The sequence below is a fragment of the Actinoplanes sp. NPDC023801 genome (assembly GCF_040639655.1).
In the GTDB taxonomy this organism is placed as follows: Bacteria; Actinomycetota; Actinomycetes; order Mycobacteriales; family Micromonosporaceae; genus Actinoplanes.
This window is the reverse complement of sequence record NZ_JBFAAI010000007.1, coordinates 223,775-245,614: the sequence shown is the minus strand read 5'-3', so window position 1 is coordinate 245,614 and position 21,840 is coordinate 223,775. Positions and strand designations below refer to the sequence as shown.

Below are 21,840 nucleotides of genomic sequence, written 5' to 3'. Positions count from 1 at the left end.
AACATAGGGAACGGCTAGCCTGAGCGCTAGAAGTACCTGCACAAGAGCGGCATCGGGTAGTCCCGATGCCGCTCTTTCGTGTACCTGACCTGCCCCGGTGTCCCGCCCTCGCCAGGCGGATGCAAGGATGATGCGTCAGATGCAACACGTTGAGGAGTGCACGATGGCGGCTGGTGGAGAACCTGGCTCGGCATTGACGTTGCTGCCTGGGAACGTTCGGCATCTCGACGAAGAGCCAGCAGTGTTTGCCGCCATGTTGGAGGGCTGGACACGACAGCAGCAGGCACGCCACCTCAAACCGTCCACGATCAAGGGCCGCATCGACCTGGTGAAGCGGTTCCAGCGCTTCACCAACAGCTACCCCTGGCAGTGGGAGCCCGCCGACCTGGAAGCCTGGTCGGCGTCGCTCGTCTCTGGCGCCAAGCCGATTGAGCCCTCAACGCTGCGCTCTTATCAGACCGAACTCGGCTTGTTCTGCGAGTACCTGATTGACGCCCGATACGACTGGGTCAACCAGTGCAGCACCCGATTCGCCGCCGTTCCGCAGCAGATCTGCCACGAGTGGAACACTGTCGCGCACAATGCCGCCTACGAAGGCCGACCCGGCCGCCGAGCTCTCACCTACGACGAGCTGCAGGCATTGTTCGACGCCGCCGACGAACGCGTGGAACGCATCAGATCCCTCAAGCGCAAGGGCGTACTGGCCGCCCACCGCGACGCCATCACGATCAAGACGATCTACGCCTTCGGTCTTCGCCGGCGCGAGGCATGCGGGCTGGACCTGGCTGACCTGCGACGAAACCCCAACGTGCCAACCTGGGGCCGCTTCGGCGCTCTCGAAGTACGCTGGGGCAAAGGCGTTGCCGGCAGCCGTCCCCGCCGTCGAACCGTGCTACTCGTCCCAGAATTTGACTGGTGGCCGGACCTGATGCGTCTTTGGGTCGACGAATTGCGATCCGGATTCAACCCAGGAGCCCACCCTGCTTTATGGATGACGGAGAGAGCCGGACGGGTACAAGTCAGCCGGCTCGACGAGAACTTCGCCGAAATCCGCGCTGCCGCGGGCTTGCCTGACGAATTGACGTTGCACTGCCTCCGGCACTCCTACATCACCCATCTGCTGGAGTTTGGCTACCCGGAACTGTTCGTGCAACAGCAAGCTGGTCACGGCTACGCGTCCACAACCGCAATCTACAGCCACGTCGGCGACGGCTATCGCAACCGCATCCTGACCGCGTCGCTTGCCCGGCAACTCGGCGATCGTAGCCTTGACGTGCCAGCCAGCCTGACCGGGAAGGGCAAACCGTGAAACGCACCAGCGGATATGTCTGGCACCTAAGGCAGATCATGGCGGCCCGCGGAATGTTCGCCACTTCCGATTTGCACCCACTTCTGGCCGAACGAGGCATCAACCTGTCCCGGGAACAGGTTTACCGGCTTGTTGTCCAGACCCCGCAACGGCTGTCCTTGGACATCCTGGCCGCCCTGTGTCACATTCTGGACTGCGGCCCGCAGGACCTTATCGAGGTCCAGGTCATCAATGAGCAGATCCGCAAGGAAGCGACCACCGGATCGAACATCCGAGAACTGCCCACCACGCGAACTGTCGTCCGACGGCCTGACGGGTTATGACCCGAGAACTTTCGGCAGCAGTTGCCGAACGGCACGCCAGCATTCTCGGCATCGACGCCGGACGACTGCAAGACGCCGTCCGCGGTCTCAACCTTGGCCCGGCCGCACTATCACGCCTCAACGGCTTTCTAACCGAACACCGCGACGGGCTTGTCAGCGGCACCTCCGCTATGCCCGCAGAGACCATCCGTCTAGTGGCGATCCTGCGTGACAACGACGTCGAAACCGCTACACCGCCCCGCTGCGCGGACTGCGGCCGCGTTCGTCCCCTACGTCACCGCGTGCCACACGGGCGAATCTGCGGCGCTTGCTACAACCGTGCCAACACTGGTCAATGCGCCGACTGCGGCGAGTTAAAGCCGATAGCAGTGCGGCTGCCAGAAGGAAAAGTGCGCTGCTCCCGCTGCCGTGACCTCGACCAGGCGGAACCATGCATCGGCTGCCAGCGGACCCTCCCGGTCAGGGCCCGTAACGAACAAGGCCAGCCGTTCTGCCAGACCTGCCGACCCCGCACCCGGGAAACCTGCGCCGGATGCGGAAACGACCGACACGTCCACAGTCGCACCGACGCCGGCCCTCTCTGCGCGAGCTGCTACAAGGCTGTCCAACCAACCCGGCCCTGCGGCGGTTGCGACAGACAAACCTACATCGCCGTCCGCGCACGACACGGACGACCCGACCTCTGCGAACGGTGCGCCGACCGAGCGGCCGCCGCGGGCGGCGAGCAAAGAACGCCCCCAAGCGCCGATGTCGCACGGCCCCGAACCGGCGCACGGACCCCTCCACTGCCCCGACCCGTCAAACCCGTCCCCTCCTGCGCACTCTGCGGAACTCAGCGACGCGCCCAGGCTCGTTGGCCCCTCGGACCGGTCTGCGCCAGTTGCTACGAGGGCGCCCTGTCCAGCCCTGACACCTGCCTTGCCTGCGGGCAGCTCGCCGTCCTCACCGGCCTGCGCCACGACGGCCGCATCTGCGGTCCCTGCGCCGGTGACAAGCGAGACTACCGCTGCGTCAACTGCAGGGCACCCGGCCGGATGCAAGCCCGCGGAGATTGCGCCGATTGCCACCTCGAGCACGTCCTCGACGAACTGCTGCCAGCCGATGCCACCGTCGACCTCGCTCCGTTACGCGAGTCGTTGATCGGCACCGAAAATGCCCGTTCAGTCCTGGGATGGCTCGGAAAAGGCGGCTCCCGGACCCTGGCCACACTCGTCGATGCGAATCAGCCAATCACACACGACCTGCTTGACAACCTGCAGGGCGGCAAGGAACTGGACCACCTTCGCGCACTTCTCGCCAGCGCTGGAATCCTCGAAGAGCGATCGGAACACCTCGAGCGCATCGAGCGTTGGATCCAGGACCGATGCGCAGTCGTTCCACGCTCGCACAGCAACCTCGTTCGCCCGTTCGCCCAATGGACCCTTTTACGCCGCGCCCGCCAACGGGATGTGTCGGGCAAATTCACTGAAGGCAGCGCCAAGTGGCTGAGACAGCGCGTGACCGCGGCGCTACATTTCCTGCGCTTTCTTGACGAGCATTCCACGACCCTCGAGCAAGCTGACCAGAAGCTAATGGACCTATACCTCGCCGCAGGCAACACCCGGCGCTACGTCGTCCGCGACTTCATCCACTGGGCCCATCGGCGCCGGCTCTGTGCCAAGTTGACTATCCCGCTGCGGCAGCCGCAGCGTCCTGCCGAACGCATCGATGATGACGCTCGCTGGGACCTGCTGACGCGATTCCTGCACGACGACGCGATAAAGCTGCATGTTCGAGTCGCCGGCGCCTTCGCGCTGCTCTATGGCCAGCACTTGTCTCGCATCACGGCGTGGACAACCGATCGGGTCAACGTCGAAGACGGTGTCACCAAGATAAGGATGGCCCAAGTTCCTATCGACGTTCCGGAGCCGTTGGGCGCTCTCCTGGCCAAGCTGGTCTCTGCGCCCAGAGGAAAAGCTCTTGTCGGCCGCAACGACACCGCCGCTCGGTGGATCTTCCCCGGAGGCCTTCCCGGCCGGCACATCACAACCGAACGTCTCCGGCAGGATCTTGCCGAAGTCGGCCTCGTGCTGCGCCCCTCCCGCAACACCGCATTGGCCGAGTTCGCCAGTGACGTCCCATCCGCCGTCCTGGCCGGTCTGCTCGGGCTTCACATCAACACGGCGGTCGCGTGGTCCCGCAGCATGCAGCAAGACTGGAACGCCTTCGTCGCCCACACCCGGGATGCCTACCTGTCAAGCAGCTAAGTGAGTGTCACGACGGGGTGAGCCCGCGCGACAGGGCGCCCGTGCCGGTTAACGAACGCGAACTCGGGCTTGAGCTATCTCGGAATAGCACAAGACTCCGCCGGCGACGCGATGTAGTTCGCAACGAACGCGATGGGGGCCTGCAGTCCTCGATTCCCGCAGCGGCCTCACCGGCCGGTAGCCATGTCACCATCTGGGGTGACCGGCTTCTCAGCCGCTTCTGTCCGAACGAGACCTTCAGCCAGGTTTGCGGTGTGGCGGCCGAGTCCGAGTCCTGGGGTAAGTTCGAAATGTACTCGCCTCGACGCCCCACGGGGCGTCGAGGTTTCGGCGGCGGCGCCGGAACGTGAACCCTAGGGCCTCTCCCGACGGTGCCATCCCGAGCGCCAGGCGACCATCCCACCGACTCGGGTGTGTCAGATGAAGCGAGGCGTACAGGCAGTGACCGACGTAGGGACCCCGCTGGAACTGATGCTCGCTGACTTCGCCGCAAGGTACGGCGGGTACACGCCGGAACCGGTGTTCTCCCAGCTGTACGACGACCCCGAACTCGGTCCGATGTTCGCGTACTTCCACGACCAGCTGACCCGGCACTTCGAAAGTATCAACGACCGGGCCCGCAGCGGTCGGCATTACTGGGCGGACGCGAGCCGCGAACTGATCGCTTTGATCGACGACCTGCACCAAGCTCTGATGGCGTTGACAGCCTCAGGCGTCGAAGTCCGGTTCGACGACCGATACCGGCTGGTGGTGGACCGGTGCCAGCAGTGGCTATCGACCAGCGGCGGCAGCCCGATACCGGACAACTTCACCTCTATCGTAGTGGTGCGGTACGAGCCGGTGTTCGTGCGAGCGGACACGACGACCCGGCTAGCCACAGACCGGCGCCTGGTCAAACTTAAAATGGAAGGTGAAGGCTCGTACGCGATCGTGTACTCGTACACCGACCCGGAGTACGGCACCCGATTCGCGATCAAGCGGGCAAAGAAGGGGATCAGCGACCGGGACCTGGTCCGTTTTAAGAAAGAGTTCGAGACGATGAAGCGGCTCAGCTTTCCCTACATCCTTGAGGTGTACCAGTACAACGACACCCGCAACGAGTACCGAATGGAGTACTGCCAGGACACCCTGCGGTCGTTCATCAAGCGGCGCAATAGCAACCTGTCGTTCCCATCGCGCAAGCGCATCGCGCTACAGTTCCTGTACGCGATTAGCTATCTACACGGGCAGTCGCTGCTGCACCGCGACATCAGCCTGCAGAACGTACTGCTGAAGGTGTACACCAGCAACGCCGTCCTGGTGAAATTGTCGGACTTCGGGCTCGTCAAGGACCCGGCGTCGAAATTCACCCGGACGGCCACGGAGATGCGCGGCACCATCCGCGACCCGGTCCTGCATGACTTTCGGGCGTACGGCGTCACTAACGAGATCTACGCCATCGGCTGGGTGCTGTCGTACATCTTTACCGGCCGCGAAGCACTGCCGATAGCCGACTCAGCGGTCGCCCGCATCGTGCGGACGTGCACCACTCATGACCTCGCCAACCGGTACCAATCGGTCCGGGACCTAATCGTCGACGTCGAACAGCTCACCGATTAGCAGGCACAATCAGCCCGAAGCGCACAGCAGGCCCGGCGGCTGTCACCGGACCGAGCCGCCTTCAATCTGTGTCGGAGCGACCTGCAATACCGCGCCGCGATGCGCGACGCTGTGCTCAATACGACGCTTCCGCGACGTCGTCCCCGTGGACGCAACCGTGCTGTGCGAGGTCTCCCACAGGGATGCCGAGTCCGTGCGCAATTGCGTGCAGCGTGGTGATCCGCGGTGTCTTATTGGCCTGTTCGATGTCGATGAGCTGGCGGCGGGAGATGCCGCTGCGCTCGGCCAGCTGCTCAAGCGTGAGCCTTGCCGCTTGGCGGGCTTTCGCGATCGAGACGCCGAGTGCCGTCACGTCGTAGGGCGGCGGCGGATCGATCACGCGTTCAAGCGAACGTTGAGGTCATCCGCGTGTCAGTGCGCTGTAGCGCACTTTCTCGGCATACGGTGCGTGGCGACTGTTACCGAGCTTGGCTGATCCTCATGTCGCTCGGGCAGTCTCGCGGACGCTCCCTCTTTAGGGGCCGTCGTCTCCCCGGCCAGGGACATGGCATCTCCCCGGCCAGGGAATGGCAGACCGCGTAGTCGAGGCAGGGAGGTCTGGCGTTGAACGCGACCGAGGTGCAGTTCTCCGGCGTACGGTTCCCCACGCTGCTGCACGCGCAGTGGGCGTTGTTCTTCGAGGATCTGTTCATGCCGTGGCAGTTCCGGCCTGAGACATTCACGCTGGGCAGCGGTGTACGGTACGCACCCGACTTCTGGCTTCCCCGCCATGAGTTGTGGTTCCAGGTGGGCCTCGATGCGGACTTCCAGGAAGATTTCCGGCGCTGGCAGGAGTTCGCGGCAGCCGCGGACTGTGAGCCGTGCGAGGCGCATAACCAATTCGTGCCCGGGATGACGTGCGAGATCCACGAAACGCACTCGGGACGGCCGCTACCTGAGCAGTGGCGAGCCCGGGAGGTCCTGTACAGCGCCGGTGGCCTGCCGGCACCGGAGCACATGGACGCCGAGGGTCCGCGGTGGAATCGGAACAACTTCGAATCCATGCTCACCGCGCATGACAACTGGTATCAATGGACGGCCTGCCCTCAGTGCGGTTACGTCGGAGCCGAGCACGCGGGTCGGGCTGACCGTCTCGCGTGCGGCCACGGCGATCCGATCCGCGATAGCAATGAGCGATCCAACGCCCCGCAGATCCTCGCCGCCTACCGGCTGGCCCGCCAAACCGTCGCTGCACAGTTCGGTGGACTGTGCGCGGAATGCGCGACACCAATGGCCTTCGGTGACTTGGTCGGAGCAGGACGCCCTGTGGGGCGCCGTCGCTGGTATCACGCCGACTGTCTTCTCGTCAGCCGCCGCAAGCGGTACCAGCTGCACCAGTCTAAAACCAGCGCGGGCAGCCCACCGGAAAATCCGGGCGAACTACTCGCTGGCTGACCACGGCCCGAACGACCTCTCCAGCGTGGCTTTGGCATGTCAGCGCTATCGGTCCTACGGCGAGGTGACTCCCACGATGGCCAGCAGGTAGGTGCCCGCGGAAACTCGTGTTAGGGGCGCCAGCGCGTCGCTCATGTCCCCCGCATTGCGACGGGCGGCGGTGACCGCCGCGTCGGCTCCGACGATGCGTCGATCAAGGTTCGCGCGCTTGTCCTGAGCCTCCGCCTCCAGCTGTTTCTCCTGCGCGTCCATAGCTACCTGTGCCGCCCCTTCGGCGGCTCGTGCCTGTTCCACCGCGGTGCGAGCCTGCTGCTTGGCCGCATTCTCTTCGGCGTTGAGAGCGGCCTGGATCTGCTGGACCTGCACGGTCACCTCGTGGCGTTGCTGCGGGGTGAGGGTCTTGGGCGCCTGACTCTCCGCCCGGCTGATGATGTTCTGTCGCCACTGCAACAGGGCCTTGGCGCGCTTTTCTCCGACGTTCTCCACGTACGTTCCATAGTCGGTTCGGCTCCGCTTGATGAACGTCTTGTCGTAACGGCCGTGCCCGGACACGGTGCGGTAGTCGACGAAGTCGGCAGCGGTCCGGAAGCCCTGGTCGGCCAGCGCTCCGGCAATTTTGGCCTCGATGCCGCGCGGTGGGTTCTTGGCGATGACGGCGTTGCTCAGTGCGCGCTGAACGTACTCCGCGGCGATCTCGGCAAGTCGTTTCTGCTCCCGGGCCTGTGGGGTGTTGCTCCAGTCCGATCGCCGTTGCGCGATGCTGTGCAGGCTCTGCTGCAGGACCTGTTGTGCGTGCGCTATCGCGGTGTCACGCTGCCGGATGGCGGCGTCCCGCTGGCCGCGCAGCGCCTGTTGCTGGGCGGTGGTGGCGGACTCCAGCTGGGCCCGCGTTCCTCGGACGGCCTGCGCCTGGGCTTTGGCGGCGGCCAGTTCTTGCTGGGCGGCGATGTAGGCGTCGCGAGCCTTGCGGCGGGCCGCGACCAACGGATGAGTCAGGTAGCTGCCGGCGATCGCGACCATGGCGGTAAGGGCGGTGAGGATCCAGGCGAAGACGGGCATGGCGGCCAGCGCGGCCACGCCGACGCCGGCCGCGATACCCCCAGCAACGCCGAGCAGCAGACCTGCGGCGGCGAGGCGAGCGACGGCCAGATGTCTTCCGACGAATGAGTGCACCGAGGCGCTGGCCGGTGTTTCGGCGGGTGCGGCTGGGCTGACCGGTGGTGTTTTGGGTAGGTGGTCGGCCAGCCAATCGGGTGTTTCCGTCGCGGAAGCAGCGCGTGGTGCGGGCATCGACACCGTGCCCGCGGGCATGGTTTCCAGCGCGGGTATCTGCGAGGGGGTCAGGCGGGTGAAGGTGGCGAGCTGGTCGGCGAGAGCGGCTAGATGCGGCGGCCCCGCGGAGCGCAGCGTTTGAAAGGCGCCGGAGGCGGCCGGGTCGAGGTAGTCGTCGGAGGCGAACAGCAGTTTGGTGTCGTCGTCAGTGGCGCGCAGGCGTCTCCACAGGTCTGGGCGGGCGGCGAGCGCGACCAGGCTGGTGTAGATCACCCAGGCGGAGAACCGATCGAGGCCGGGCCCGTAGTCGCTGTCGCCGCGGCGGGGGTGCTGGTAGTTGACGAGGCCTTTCTCGTTCGGTGGCAGCTCGGCGATCTCCGGGACGTACATGCCGTCGTAGTCGATCAGTTTGAGTTCGTCCTGGTCGGTGATCAGCAGGTTGCCGTGTTGCAGGTCGCCGTGCGCGATACCCGCCTTCTCCAGCGTGGCGACGACGTCAGCGAATTGCTCGGCCACGGTGAGCAGCCGTTCCGGGTGTGAGATGTGCGTTTCCAGCCATGGCATGAGCCCTTGGGCCTGGACCCAGCGCATCTTCAGCAGCGGGTACCGCACGCCGGCCACCATGATCCCGTCGGCCTGGTAGTCGAAGTCCACCAGGGCCGGATGGTGCAATGCCTGCAGAGCGGTGGCGATCGCGTCGTACCGGTGGTGCCGGTCTGCGTCAGGACGGACGAAACACTTGATCGCCCACTGTTCACCCGTGGTCCCGTAGACGTGGAAGACGGAGGCGAAGTTGCCTGACACCGGCTCTGGCATGCCGAGGGCGTCGGTCTTGACCGTGCCGGCCCGCAGCTGGGGGTCAGTGAAGGCCAGGCCCGGCGCTTGCAGCGCGTCGACGTAGTCGCCGCCGGTCGGGTACCGGGTCGGTGATCTTTGCTGGGTCACGGTGGTCGTCCTCGTTCGTCAGCGGTTCACAGGTCGATGCGCAACAGCGTGGTGTCGTCGTTCTTCAGCGACCCGTTGGCGCGGCAGCCGTCGACGAGGGCGGCGAACCCGCCGATCTCGGCGTCGGTGCCGAGATCGGACAGGGTGCGCCACGGTGTTCCACCAGCCCGGGTCTGCGCCAGGAACCACTGGGCCAGGGCGTCGCTGGCCAGTAGCAGCTGATCGCCTTGCCGCCACTCGGTGGCCAGCGCCACCACGTGCTCGCCGATCTTGGCGGGGTCGAGCGGCCGGGACGGGGCCAGACCGGGCCGGGTGTCGAACTCGTCGGGGTTGTCGATCGGGAATGCGGTGATCAGCTCGTCGTCGCGTACCTGGAACAGGCAGGCGTCGCCGAGCGCGGACGCCAGCAGCGGCCCCTGATGGTCGGTGGCGCCGTCGAGCAGGTGAACGCCGACGAGAGTGGCGTAGGCGCCGCGACGCAGCCCATCCTCCTCGTACCAGGCGATCGGCTCGCCGGCCTCGTCGCGGGCATGCCGGTACTCGGCTTCAACCGCGTCCCAGCCGGCCGCCGCCGCGACGATCGTCGCGGCTAGGTCCTGCCCGGCGGGCGCCGCCGTGAACGTGGTGGTGAGGTGTCGGGCCCAGTGTCCGGCGAGCATGGCCTCGCTGGCACCGTCCGCGACCGCGGCGGCCAGCCACGGCCCGGTGACCTCCGCGTCGTCATCGGCCGCGGGTCGCACTTCGCTGGCGTCCTCGTACTCCTGATCAGTCGAGCCGGCCTTGGGTACCGCGAACGTACTGATGAATGCGCGCATGAGCAGAACCGCCTTCAGGCTCAGCGCAGGTCCGTGGCGCGGGTGCCGATGTCGAGGAACTGCACGATGGTGATCATGTCGGCGTTGTAGACGAAGCCGCGGCTGGTGTCATCGACGGCGATGCCCTGCTGTGCGGCGTAGGCGCGCATGTGCGGCGGCAGCGGGGAACTCATCGAGAACAAGGTGCGGGCGTACTCATCATTCAGCTCGGCCGACGCTCCCGGGAAGATGGTCGGCTTGCCACCCTCGCTGGACACATGCAGGTTGAACAGCAGCACGTTGCCGTCAGTGGACGCCAGCTCCCGCAACGCTTCCGCGGCCGGGCGCGGATCGCCGTCGGTGGACTGCCCGTCGGTCAGGTTCAGCACCACCGGCGGGAAGCAGTTCTCATTGGTCGCCAGGAATGTGTTGGCCAGGATGGTCGCCTGGCGCAGTGCCTCGACCATCGGGGTGCCGTGATTACCGACCGGTTCCACCCAGACCGGGAACTTGGTCGGCTGCTCGACCAGCCCACCGGCGCCGTCGGGGACCTTCTTCATTCGCTCTTCTACCCGGGCCGGGTACTTCGCGACCTGTGACAGCGGGACCAGGTCGCGCCCGCTGAGCTCGCCTTCGAACAGCGATCCGACGCGTACGCCGTAGCCGATGACCGCGACGTGGAAGTAGTCGCGGACGCCGCCTTCCTTGGCGCATTTGATCGCCAGCTCGCGCAGGAGCCGGTTCAGCGCGTCGGCGACCACGTCCGCCTTGCAGCGCACCAGCTCGCCTTCGGTGATCTCGTCGAGCATCGACGCCGATTGGTCGAGCAGGAAGATGAAGCAGCTGGGGTTCGAGCGGCTGATCTCGGCGGTGTACGCCACGGTGGTTCCTTCCGGGTTCGGATTGTGCAACGGGCAGGTGACGTTCCTGGTGGGACGTGACGACGGCTTGTTGAGGGTGAGTTCCTACCGAGGACGGTTCAGCCAGGTCAGACACTGTTTAGGTGTGGCAGCGGTGTTACGGCGCCTCGTTCCACCAATCCGTGTTGGCCGGGGCGACAACCGGCGGCGGTGCGGTGGTATTCGTCGGCACGGCGCTGGCGGGAGCAGCAGGAGACGCCGGCGGAGGACGTCCGTCCACGGGGGCGATGGGCCGCGAACGCTGTCGTGCCCGCCTTGACGACCACACCGTTCTTAAGTGGTGGAAGCGCCGGGCTGCGGGAAGCCGTGTCCACCGCGTCCCCGCGGAGGTGACCGGCTGGCCGGGGAGCGCGGCGATCGGCACCGTCAGCGAGTCCGCCCACCGGCCGAGCGCGTCGCGGTCGACGACGCTGATGTGACACCGCCGGGCCACGTCGGCGGCCTGAGCGGTGAGGTAGTTGTTCGTGACGAGCAACGCCACGTCGGCGTCGTGAATGTGCCGGGCGGTTCCGGCGAAGCGCTGCACCTCGGGGCTGCCGACTTTCGCGCTGTACCGTTTGCATTGCACGACGAGCCGCCGCCCGTCCGGGGCGTACCCCGTCACGTCGGCGCCCATGTCGCCGGAACCGCCAGACACCCGTACCCTCCGGCATCCGCTGGCCCGCATCAGCCTCGCCACCCAGTGCTCGAACTGCGAGCCGGACATGACGTCGGTGACGGCGACCGTACGTTCCTGCTGCGCCAGCTGCCGGGACCGCTGCACCCACCACCACCCGCCCCCGCACGCCGCCGCGAGCACGGCTATCGCGATCAGGGACGCTGCCACCGGGTGCTGTTGCACCGACTGCACGACGATGCTGATACCCAGCAACGTCGCGCCTGCCAGCCACCAGACCGTGTCCGAGCTGGTACGCCGGGTCGTGCGTCTGCGTCTGGCCATAATCACCTTCCTCGCGCCGTCGGCCGCAGCCCTGCGTGGGCGACTGATTGCCGACTGTAGAGGGAGGGTCTGACACTTCCGCTCAAGTTGATCTATGGCTGGGATGTCAGAAACCCGACACGACGCCCATGGTTCCGGTTAGTGCAGCGCCTACCCCGGATCGCCGTGCCGGTCAGTTCGGACCGCACCACTCGGGCGCATCCTGCCCTCGCCGGTGTGGCGAGATTGTCAGACGTGGATGCAAGGATGTCGACCGTCCGTAGTGGGCGTTCGATCGCACAGTGATCTTCGCGTGGAGGGGTCAGTCATGCCGTTCGTCAAGCCGCACCAACGCGGCGGCAAGCCGGTCAAGGGGTACTACCGGTTGAACTCGATCTGGAATTTTTGGTTCGGCTTCATCCTGATGTTGCTGTTCTTCGCCGTCGCCCGCGGCCGCTAACCGGTTCGGCCCACAAGGTCACCTTGGCGACGAATGGCATATCTGGCGTCCGCTCGACGCGGGCGAGCTGACCAGGTCGCTGAGTGCGCTGGGGCCGCGCACCGTGCTTTGGCTCGACGAGATACAGCGGTTCTTGGACGAGGCTACGGCTCTGCAGCTGCGCACTATGGCCGATGACCATCCAGCAAGACTACCGGCCCAACGGCGGCGCGCCGCCGTGGTTCGGGTCGGCCATCGCGGGAAGCTGAGGCGGAAGCGGCAGGGCGGTGTGCGGGGAGGGCGATGTCCGGGCTGGGTGGCGGTGCAGGGAACGAGGGGGGTGCGGTTCACCGTGCTGGTGTCGCAGCCTATCTGGCATGCTGCGGGCTGACCGGGCACTCGCCGTTCCCCCTCGAGGCAGGCGCACGGGGCCCGTTCCCAGTAAGAGTGGAGTTCGAGACCGATGCGCCGACCGACGATCTCGGGTGTGTGCTGAGCGACGGCTCCCGCATCGACTTCTCAGCCAAACGCCAGTGCAGCCTGGACGCCCAGTTCCGCAAGACCGTTAACCAATGGAGGACCCAGGTCGACGACTTGCGTCCGGGCGACCGACTGGGTCTGGTCGTTGCCGAACCCGCCTCGACCATCGTTGATCTCGGTGAGGCGCTGCGGCGACGCCGTGCGGGCACACTGGTGTACTCGGCCGGGCAGCAAAGCGCCTTGGAAACGTTGAAGGGCTTACTCGCCGGGCTCTCGGAGGAACAGGTCACGCGGATTCTCGACGCCGCCCACGTTCTGAAGGTTCACGCCGGGGAGGTCGGCAATCCGGAGTCGGATCTGGCAGCTGCACGGCTAGAAAACGTTCTTGTTCCGGCTGACGCCGGTCAGAAAGCCTTCGATGCGCTCTACAAGTTGATGCAGGTGGACGCGGGCAAGGCCTACGTCAGCGATGTAGAGGTCTGGCTCAACACCCTCGAAGAGGCGGGAGTAGAACTGTTCCGCGATCTGCGCGGGCCGGTTGGTGCCGTTGTGCGGGCGCAGCAGGTTGCGGTGGCAGCACATCGGCAACGGTTGCGTGACGCGGACGGTCTCGTCGAACTCGCTCTGCTCGCCGAGGATCTCCCTCCGCTGCGGGTGGCCGGTCTCGCGGACGGTTTACACGGTTACGTCGTGGGATCCGACGGGAGCCGGGAGAAGGTCAAATTGCTGCACGTGGCCAGGCGGTGGCGCAGGCTGCTGTTAGTAGGTCTACCGGGCATGGGCAAGACGACCACGGTGCGCCAGATCGCCGCGCGGTGGGCGAGCGACGACGACGCTCCGATTCCGGTGATCACACCATTACGCCGGCTCGCCGAACGGTGTCCGCAAGCGTCCATGGTGACGTTGAGCGTGCTGTGCGAGATCGCCGCTGAGGAAGCACCGGCCGACGAGCAGGAAAACCTCGCCCGGGCTCTTGAGCAACGGTGCCGCGACGGGCGTGCCGTCCTGCTCGCCGACGGCCTGGACGAGTGCGGCGCGCGGCGCGGGCTCGTAGCGCAAGGTTTAACGACCGTCATCGCGACATTGCCGGCCGAAACCGGCGTGCTGGTGACCACGCGATCGAGTGCTTTGCCCGCCGCCGAGCAGCTGGCCTTCCCGCAGGTCGAGGTCACAACACCCACCGGACTCGACGATGTGCTCGATCAAGTCCTGGAGCACGTAGCAAGCCGCCGCATCGACGCGGGGCACCTCCCGGACTGGCTGCATTCGAGGAAGCAGTGGCTGCGCACGACCAGGGCCAGTCACCGTGACTTCGGTAAGGTTCCGCTGCTGGCCACCCTTCTTGCGCTGGTCATCGCCATGGACGGCGACATGCCGCTGCCTGCTGGCCCCGCACGATTGTTGAAACAAGCGGTGATCGATAGCGTGCAGCGGTGGGAACAGCGCCGCGGCGTCGCCACCGATCCCGGCCAGCTGGAGCAGAGCAGACAGCGGCTGCTCGACGGTTTCGCAACGCTCGGGCGGCTGCTGTCGGCATCCACGGGTGCCGTCTCTATCACCGCGGCACGGGACGCCCTCGTCACGATGCTCACCTCGCCCCGGTGGCGACTCGCCGAAGGCGAGGCTGAAGAGGCCGCCGAGTCGATCCTGTGGTTCTGGGACCAGCGCGTCGGCGTGTTCGTCCAGACCGGAAGAGGGGTTGTCGCCCGGAGCCGGGTCTTCACCGAAATCGCCGCCGCGATGGGCACCTGGCTACTCGACGCCCACGCACTGACCAGATGGGTCACCGCAGCGCTGCACGATGGCGACCACCACCAGGGACTGCTGCTCGCCGCCGAGCTCGACCTCAACGTGCGCGCCCTGCTGATCAACGCGTCCGGTGATGCGGCAGCCGCATTGATCGCCGCCAAGGCGGCCCGTGCCGGAGCGGCGTTCACGCTGGAGCAGATGTCACGACTAATGGAGAACCTGGCCGTCGCCGGTGTCGGGTACACCGGCGACCAGCACACCGCCGAAGGCCCACCCCCTGCCCATCAGGAGTACCGAGACGGGGCGAACTGGCTGCCGTGGCCGTCGCTGGCCGGGCTGCGACTGCCATCCGGGTTGCGGAGCCGCCGTGACGAACTGCTGCAGGGGGCGATAGTCGGTCCCAGCCGGGCGACGCTGTTGGCCGGGTTGGCGGCGCTCTCCGACGCGGACGCCGACCAGCGGCCTCTGGCTCCCGGTGAGATCCCGGCGGTACGCGCTCTGCTTCACCTGCCCCGTTCCAGCCCCGGGATCACAACCCGCAACATCGACGGGTCTACCGAGTTCGTCCAGGGGAATTTCCTAGTTACCGGTCACGTGCAGGGCGCGTTCGAGGCCGCGAAACATCTCCCTGAGCTCGGCTCGGAGGCCGCCGACGACATCCTGGCGATCAGCGAGTGGGCCGACTGGCAGGAATCGCTGGAGCTCGACCGCAGGCTGCGCGGTTACGGCGTACCGGTCCGCCCTTCGCCGCTCGCGCAAAGCCTCGCGTCGCTGGCAATCTTGGGCGCCCCGATCATTCAGGCCGGCCGGGAACGTCCATTGCTGGAAGCGATCGCCGGGCTCTCCGACATACCGGCCACCGTGTCGCCGACCCAGCAATGGCGTTACGACCAGCTTGCTGATCTGCTGGCCTCGGCGCGTGCCCAGCACATCAGCGTGGCCGACTTTGGTAACGCCGTGGGCGTCGACAGCGACGAAACCCGGCGGGGCTGGCTCGGGGCGCTCGCGGCGGCCTCAGGCCTGGACTGGGCGGACGTCGCCGCGCAGGCCAGACGCGCGCTGACCGAACGCACGAACGAAGTGGCGATAGGTGATGTGTGGGAGCTGCTCACCACTCCGATGCCGGACGCTCCGCCAGCCGCAGATGTCAACCGGCTTACCGCTACGGACCGAACTGCCCTGGTGGCCGCTCTTGACGCCGCGTCGGAGTGGATCGCCGAGGTCGCCGCTCACACGCTGCTGGGCGTCTGCGACGAGAGCTTGAGCGCTCTGTTGATGAGCCGGTTGGCGGAGTATCCGCCCCGCCGCCGTTATCTGATCGCGCAACTCGCTGGCCGTTGTTCCGACGATCCCGCGGCCGCGGCCCCCCGCCTCCTAGCGAGCACCGACCCCGTCCAGCGAGTCGCCGGCGCTCGGGTCCTACACACACTCGATCGCGCTTTGCCCGCCGTGGCGGCATTGCAGGACGCTGCCGCTCGAGACGCAGACCTTACGGTCCGGCACGCCGTACAGCACCAGGATCTCCCGGAAGTGATAGATGCGCCCGCGTCGCACTGGTCGTGCCTCGGGTGCGCGGCTGAGCAGCCATTGTCCGCGATGCGATGCTCGGGTTGCGGTCGGCGGCAGCCGACGCTGCCATAAGGCGTCCGACCGGAGATTCACTTGCCGCGGGCATCGGTCGGCACTGTGCGTGATTGCGGTTGCGGGGACGCCCTTACGCTGGCCGTTTTCAAATCTTCCGTACCCGGTCACCGATCGAGAACACGTTGCTGCGGCGCACCGCTGAGGTCGCAGTCGGCCTGCGTCCGCATGTGGCGGTGACGCACGACACCCGATGCACCGCCTCGGCGACGGTAGCCGCTGATCACTCCGTCGGGGTTCGGGCGCCCTTGTCGGATCATTGCGGTCATCCGGGCCGAGGTGGGGTGACCGGCAGCCTCATCTAGACCTCACGGGTGGCACTATGCACTGCTGGGTGTCACGTTCGGATAACGTCAGGACCGAAGTGACTCCGAAGGGATGCGGTGGGTGGCAGCAGAATCCGAGCAGAGTGCCCCGGCCGGACCGGCTGGCGTGCCGGCCGGGATCAAGACTCGCCGTACAGCGCTCGGGACGCATCTGTTCGATCGCCGGACCGGGATGAATCTGTTCATCGACCAGCCGAGGGCCGACGAACCCGCTCCTCTCGCGCCACGGCAGGTGTCGGTAGCCCTGACCAACGCCTGCGACCTGCGCTGTTCCTACTGCTACGCGCCGAAGACGCCCGGCCGCCACGACTCTGCCATCGTGGTGTCGTGGGCGAAGGAACTTGACGCGCACGGCTGTTTCGGGGTCGGGTTCGGTGGGGGCGAGCCGACACTGCTCGCCGGCTTTCCCGAGCTGTGCCAGCTCGTCGCAGCACAGACGGGTCTCGCCGTCACCTTCACCACACACGGTCACCATCTCACGGCCTCGCTCTGTTCCCAGCTCGCCGGCGCGGTGCATTTCATCCGGATCAGCATGGACGGCGTCGGGCAGACCTACGAGCGGTTACGGGGAAGGTCGTTCGGCGCGCTGCTCGACCGCCTCGCGGTTGTCCGAGACGTGGCGCCGTTCGGCATCAATGTCGTAGTCAACGAGTGGACCGTACGCGAACTCGGCCAGGTCGCCGACGTGGCGGCGCGGGCCGGTGCGCGCGAACTCTTACTTCTTCCCCAGCAGCCCACAGCGCGCCGGCACGGCATCGACGACGTCGCACTGTCGGAAATGCGGTCGTGGCTGCACCGCTATCGGGGACCGCTGGCGGTCACCCTCGGCGCAACCGGCATCGAAGGGCTGCCGGCGATCGCGCCGGTCCCAGGCGAGCAGCCGCTCGAGGCCTACGCTCATATCACCGCCGACGGCGTTCTGAAGAGAACCTCATACCATGCCGGCGGGTTGCCGATCGGAAAGGACGGAGTCATGGCCGCGCTGTCGGTCCTGCAGGCCGCCGGAGCCACCCTGTGAGGATTTGGTGGGGTTACGGCTCCGAACACTCGATGAACCTCGTCATGGTGGGCAAGTTCGCCTCCGCGGGCGAGGCTGACGCTGTGAAGGAACTCATCGACCGGCTGGCCGCCGGCGTCCAGGACGACCTCGACGCCGGGAAGATCGAGTACGGTCAGCCGCCGTCCCGCTTCAGCGACTCGATGCTCGCCCTGCTCCAGGCACTCGAGATCCATAATCTCGGCCCGGCCGAACTCGAACAACTGGCGTACGGCGCCAACGTCGCGGCGCGTGGCGACGCGGTGGTGATCCGTACGGACGAGACGGAAGTCCAGGCCTACATCAAGATTTTCCTCACCAAGGGTGCCCGCATCGAGATGTTCTCCGCCCACGATTTCCCGGAGGAGGGAAAGCGCCTCGACGACGACGGGTTGCGACGCAATGGGTAGCGTCAACTGGGAGGCGTTCGCGCAGTTACCGGGCGCCGCCACCTACAACTTCGAAATGCTTTGCCGGCATCTGATGCACCGCCACTACGGCGGGTACGGCGACTTCAAGGCCACCGCGAATCAGGCCGGCATCGAGTTCCACCTCAAGCTTGACAAGGATTGTGCACTCGGCGAGGCGGCTCGATGGTTCGGCTGGCAGTGCCGATGGTACGAACTGCCGCCTGGACGGGCGATCGGCAGCACCCGGCGAAAGAAGATCGAGAAGGCCATCCAGGACACGGTTCAGGATCTGCCGGGTCTGACCGACTGGGTGCTGTGGACACGTAATCCCCTCACCAAAGGGGATCAGGAGTGGTTCTACGCGCTGAAGCCGATCGCCGGCAATATGCGGCTGACCCTGTGGACCAGCGCGAACGTCGAGGAGCATCTGGCCGGTCCAGGGCAGCTGTACCGGGAGACGTACTTCGGTGAACTCGTCCTGACTCCGGAAACCCTGCGACAGCTGCACGACCGAAGCGTCTCCTCGGTACGTTTCCGTTGGGTGCCCGATGCTCACCAACCAGTCAACGCCGAACGGTCCATCCAACGGATGCTCGGCGATCTCGGTGCCCGCCAGCAGCTCGACGCCGCCGCATCGGCGCTCGAGATCGCGGGTGTTGAGGTGACCGCCGGACTATCGACCGGCGTACCCGCCGCTCTGCGTGACGAGACAGGCGAGCTCGTCGCGACGCTCGCCACCGGCCGTGCCCAATGCCTCGCGATCGCCGCCGATCTCGAACGGGCGGACTGGCAGGCACTGCGCAGCCGCTACGCCACCACACCCCGGGTAAGCACGCAGCATCGTGTCCTGCTGCGTAAGCTGCGCAACGCCCGCAGCCCAGTGGCGCTGCCGGCGACGAACGCGGTAGATGACCTGAACAACGCACACGACCTCGTCGCAGCGATCGAGGACCATCTTGATGTCCGCTTGGTCGCAGTCGTCGCCGACGCGGGCAACGGCAAGACGCACCTCGCCGCCCAGCTCACCGCCGACGGCAGTGACCGCCCCGCAGGCATTTTCCTGCATGGTCGCCAACTGGGGGCGCGGGACACCCTCGACGATCTCGCGCAGACGCTGTCCATCAACGGCCGGCCCGTTCTGACGATGGAGGCTCTCCTGGCCGCGCTCGACGCCGCTGGCGAACGCGCCGAGCGACGCCTGCCGCTGGTGATCGACGGGCTGAACGAGGCGGAAGACCCCCGCAGCTGGAAGCCCCTGCTCGACGCCGTCGAACCCCTCCTGACCCGCTACCCGCACGTGCTGCTGATCGTGACGCTCCGTAAGCGGTTCGTCGCCGAGTGCCTGCCCGCCGGAGCGCGGCAACTAGTGATCGACGGTTTCGGCATCGACCGCCAGGCGGCGCTCGACCGCTACTTCACCTACTACCGGATCGACGCGACCGACGCTGACCTGCAGGAATGGATCCTCGACGACCCGCTGACACTGCGCCTGTTCTGCGAGGTGACCAATCCCGACCGGCGCAAGATGGTCGGTCCGGAGGCCATGCCCGGATCGCTCACCGCCGTCTTCGACCGTTACCTGGAACAAACGGCCGAGCGCATCTCCCAGCTGGCTCCCACACACCGCCGGATCTACCCTCCCGAGGTCCGCACAGCCCTGGAGAAGATCGGCGATCTGCTGTGGGATCGCCGCGCCCACGGCATCGAGTTCGAACGGCTCCGCCAGCTGATCGACCACGATCCGCACTGGGACACCAGCATGGTCGGCCTGCTGGAGCAGGAAGGCATTCTCCTGCGCACGCCGATACGCAGCCGGCCTGGCAGGTTCGGCATGATCATCAGCTTCGACGCCCTCGCCGGGCACATCATCGCGGACGCGCTGATCGCGACACGACACCGTCAAGCCGTTGAGCAATGGCTCGAAGACCCGTCCACCATCGACGCGCTAACCACTGGCCACGCCCAGGCGCACCCCCTGGCCGAGGACATCGTCGCCGCCCTCGCTGGCCTCCTCCCACGACGACGTCAACAGCAGCTGTGGACCCTGGTCCCGCAAGCACTGCGCAACCGTGGACTCCTCCTTGCCACAGCGCTCGAAGCCCGCTACCTCGACGCGGCCACTGTCGACGCCATGGGCAATCTGCTGCGCGACCCCAGCGTCGACGAGAGCCAGTTGTTTCCTCGCCTGCAACTGCTACGCGGTGCCCTGTCCCACCCGCTCAACGCGGCATTCCTGCACGACACGCTGAGCGCGATGGAACTGGCCGAACGAGACCTCGTGTGGACGGAATGGGCCCGACCACGATGGCAGGACTTGGCCCGCGATCTGCGCGATCTGCAGCAGCGCTGGGCCACGCCCGACGCGACCGACCCACGGGATCAGCTGCGCGCTCGGTGGGTGATGTGGCTGTTGACCAGCACCGTTCGGACGGTGCGGGAACAGGCCATCCGGACGCTGTACTGGTTCGGCCGGCGCGACCCGGACAAGCTGTTTGAACTCGCTCTCGAAGCGTTGGAACTCAACGACCCGTACATCGGTCAGGGCACCGTCGCGGCGGCCTATGGCGTGGTGCTCGCGCACCAGCGCAACGCCGGCGCTCTCACGGCATTTCCTCTACTGCTCGCCGGCCTGCGCGACGCCCTGCTCGGACCCGCCGCGACCCGGCCTACCGATGACTGGCTCATCAGGCTCTACGTCCGAGGGATCCTCTACTTCGCGCACCAGTTCCGGACGGACGCCCTGCCCGAGGACATCCCGGCACCGGAGGAAGCCGTATTCGGCGATCCCGTCGCCGCCGAGCCGCTGCCGGCCGACGACCCACGCAGCGACGAGGTGGGCGAGGCTCTGCACCTCGACTTCCAGAACTACACCATCGGCGGCCTGCTCGAGGACCGCGCTAACTACGACCGCGACCATCCTCGCTACCTGCAGTTGCTCGCTGACATCCGGGGCGCCATCTGGATGCTGGGCTGGCGGGAGAACACGTTCGGCCCCATCGACCAAAAGATTGAGAATCTCGCCTACACTCCACGGTCCACAGGCAACGGCAACGTCGAGCGCTACGGGAAGAAGTACAGCTGGATCGGCTTCTACGCCATCGCCGGGCGGTTGGAATCCAGCGGAGAACGCTCCCCCGACCAGGAACGAATCTCCGACCTGCCAGTCGATCCGTCGTTTCCCGACCGTCTGCCGCCCCTGCCGGTGACGGTGTCGGACTGGGCGCGGACCACCCCACCGCGCGTCGAGGACTGGGTGGTCTCCGGCGCCGTCGACCTAGCCTCGGAACTTATCGAAGTCCCCCGCCTCGGTGAGCATGATGGGCCGTGGATCGCCGTCGGCGGACATCTCGAAACCAGCACCCAGGCACCCGGCCGGCGGGTCTGGGGCATGCTGTTCGCGCTGCTAGCGAACGAGACAGACGCCGAAACAATCACCAGAGCAGTCGCTGAGACGGGCTACCCCGGACGCCATTGGTTCCCGGAGCCGCCGCAGGACTACTACACGTTCGCGGGAGAGATTCCGTGGCATCCCGAATTCGCGCGCAACGCTCACGAGGTGTGGCCGGGCAACCCGTACGGCAGGCTGATGAATCTCGACGGCACTGAGGTCGAGGTGGAGGTACTCGCCCACCGTGTGACCTGGGAGGGCTATGAGCCGTCCGACACCGGCATCGGAACCGTTCTCGTCCCGTCGAAGTCGCTGTCGAAGGCGATGGGGCTGTGCGCCGGGCCGCAAGTGTTCCACCAATTCGATCAGTCCGGTCTACCCGCGAGCCTCTCGTATGGTCCTCCACCACGGATGACCGGCCACCTGCTGTACCTGCGGCGCGATGTGATTCAGCAGTATGCCCAGGGACGGCATCTGGTCCTGCTGTGGTGGGGTGAGCGGCTTCCCCGCCCGTTCCCGTCCCAGCGCCCCTCATGGCTTGCAGAGACTTGGGAGTCCAACAAGCAGGTGTGGCGCGAGGTCCGGAATGTTGACCTTTCGTAGCGCGAAA

Annotated in this window: 15 protein-coding genes; 10 read left to right on the top strand and 5 right to left on the bottom strand. The window is 66.4% G+C overall.

From position 1 onward, the window contains the following. Nucleotides 1–139: 139 nt before the first annotated feature. From AB0G04_RS16305 to AB0G04_RS16290, 4 genes are all read left to right on the top strand, one after another. Nucleotides 140–1,309 carry a site-specific integrase gene (locus AB0G04_RS16305; protein WP_360982712.1) on the top strand — a complete coding sequence of 390 codons (1,170 nt, stop codon included), beginning with the start codon at nucleotides 140–142 and terminating at the stop codon, nucleotides 1,307–1,309. After that, nucleotides 1,306–1,632 carry a helix-turn-helix transcriptional regulator gene (locus AB0G04_RS16300; protein ID WP_360982710.1) on the top strand — a complete coding sequence of 109 codons (327 nt, stop codon included), beginning with the start codon at nucleotides 1,306–1,308 and terminating at the stop codon, nucleotides 1,630–1,632. The genes AB0G04_RS16305 and AB0G04_RS16300 overlap by 4 nt, the downstream gene beginning before the upstream one ends. A gap of 1,034 nt (nucleotides 1,633–2,666) precedes the next feature. Beyond that, nucleotides 2,667–3,878, top strand: coding sequence for a hypothetical protein (locus AB0G04_RS16295; protein ID WP_360982708.1), 1,212 nt, complete (start codon nucleotides 2,667–2,669; stop codon nucleotides 3,876–3,878). 420 nt (nucleotides 3,879–4,298) lie between these two features. Then, on the top strand, nucleotides 4,299–5,477 hold the full coding sequence (locus AB0G04_RS16290) for a protein kinase family protein (RefSeq protein WP_360982706.1): 1,179 nt from the start codon (nucleotides 4,299–4,301) through the stop codon (nucleotides 5,475–5,477). Nucleotides 5,478–5,592: 115 nt separating this feature from the next. On the opposite strand, the gene AB0G04_RS16285 is transcribed toward AB0G04_RS16290, so the two are convergent. Next, nucleotides 5,593–5,856, bottom strand: coding sequence for a helix-turn-helix transcriptional regulator (locus AB0G04_RS16285; protein WP_360982703.1), 264 nt, complete (start codon nucleotides 5,854–5,856; stop codon nucleotides 5,593–5,595). A gap of 224 nt (nucleotides 5,857–6,080) precedes the next feature. Between AB0G04_RS16285 and AB0G04_RS16280 the strand changes: the two genes are divergently transcribed. Further along, entirely contained in the window at nucleotides 6,081–6,911 is an 831-nt protein-coding gene (locus tag AB0G04_RS16280) for a hypothetical protein (RefSeq protein ID WP_360982701.1), read from the top strand. 54 nt (nucleotides 6,912–6,965) lie between these two features. Here AB0G04_RS16280 and AB0G04_RS16275 read toward each other — a convergent pair whose 3' ends face one another. The 4 genes from AB0G04_RS16275 to AB0G04_RS16260 all read right to left on the bottom strand — a co-directional run bounded on the left by AB0G04_RS16275 (nucleotide 6,966) and on the right by AB0G04_RS16260 (nucleotide 11,782). Beyond that, nucleotides 6,966–9,128, bottom strand: coding sequence for a hypothetical protein (locus AB0G04_RS16275; RefSeq protein WP_360982699.1), 2,163 nt, complete (start codon nucleotides 9,126–9,128; stop codon nucleotides 6,966–6,968). Nucleotides 9,129–9,154: 26 nt separating this feature from the next. Continuing rightward, nucleotides 9,155–9,943, bottom strand: a complete 789-nt coding sequence (locus AB0G04_RS16270; RefSeq protein WP_360982697.1) for a hypothetical protein — start codon at nucleotides 9,941–9,943, stop codon at nucleotides 9,155–9,157. Nucleotides 9,944–9,963: 20 nt separating this feature from the next. Continuing rightward, complete coding sequence (locus AB0G04_RS16265) at nucleotides 9,964–10,803, bottom strand: vWA domain-containing protein (protein ID WP_360982695.1); 840 nt, start codon at nucleotides 10,801–10,803, stop codon at nucleotides 9,964–9,966. Between the two features lie 136 nt (nucleotides 10,804–10,939). Beyond that, entirely contained in the window at nucleotides 10,940–11,782 is an 843-nt protein-coding gene (locus AB0G04_RS16260) for a restriction endonuclease (protein WP_360982693.1), read from the bottom strand. 307 nt (nucleotides 11,783–12,089) lie between these two features. Between AB0G04_RS16260 and AB0G04_RS16255 the strand changes: the two genes are divergently transcribed. The 5 genes from AB0G04_RS16255 to AB0G04_RS16235 all read left to right on the top strand — a co-directional run bounded on the left by AB0G04_RS16255 (nucleotide 12,090) and on the right by AB0G04_RS16235 (nucleotide 21,833). Further along, nucleotides 12,090–12,221 carry a hypothetical protein gene (locus AB0G04_RS16255; protein WP_360982691.1) on the top strand — a complete coding sequence of 44 codons (132 nt, stop codon included), beginning with the start codon at nucleotides 12,090–12,092 and terminating at the stop codon, nucleotides 12,219–12,221. A 426-nt stretch (nucleotides 12,222–12,647) separates the two neighbouring features. Next, the gene (locus AB0G04_RS16250) at nucleotides 12,648–16,070 is read left to right on the top strand and encodes an NACHT domain-containing protein (protein ID WP_360982689.1); all 3,423 of its coding nucleotides are present in this window, start codon (nucleotides 12,648–12,650) and stop codon (nucleotides 16,068–16,070) included. Between the two features lie 387 nt (nucleotides 16,071–16,457). Then, on the top strand, nucleotides 16,458–17,414 hold the full coding sequence (locus AB0G04_RS16245) for a radical SAM protein (protein ID WP_360982686.1): 957 nt from the start codon (nucleotides 16,458–16,460) through the stop codon (nucleotides 17,412–17,414). Then, nucleotides 17,411–17,842, top strand: a complete 432-nt coding sequence (locus AB0G04_RS16240; protein WP_360982684.1) for a DUF6375 family protein — start codon at nucleotides 17,411–17,413, stop codon at nucleotides 17,840–17,842. Before AB0G04_RS16245 ends, AB0G04_RS16240 begins: the two co-directional genes overlap by 4 nt. Next, complete coding sequence (locus AB0G04_RS16235; protein ID WP_360982682.1) at nucleotides 17,835–21,833, top strand: hypothetical protein; 3,999 nt, start codon at nucleotides 17,835–17,837, stop codon at nucleotides 21,831–21,833. Before AB0G04_RS16240 ends, AB0G04_RS16235 begins: the two co-directional genes overlap by 8 nt. Nucleotides 21,834–21,840: the final 7 nt, after the last annotated feature.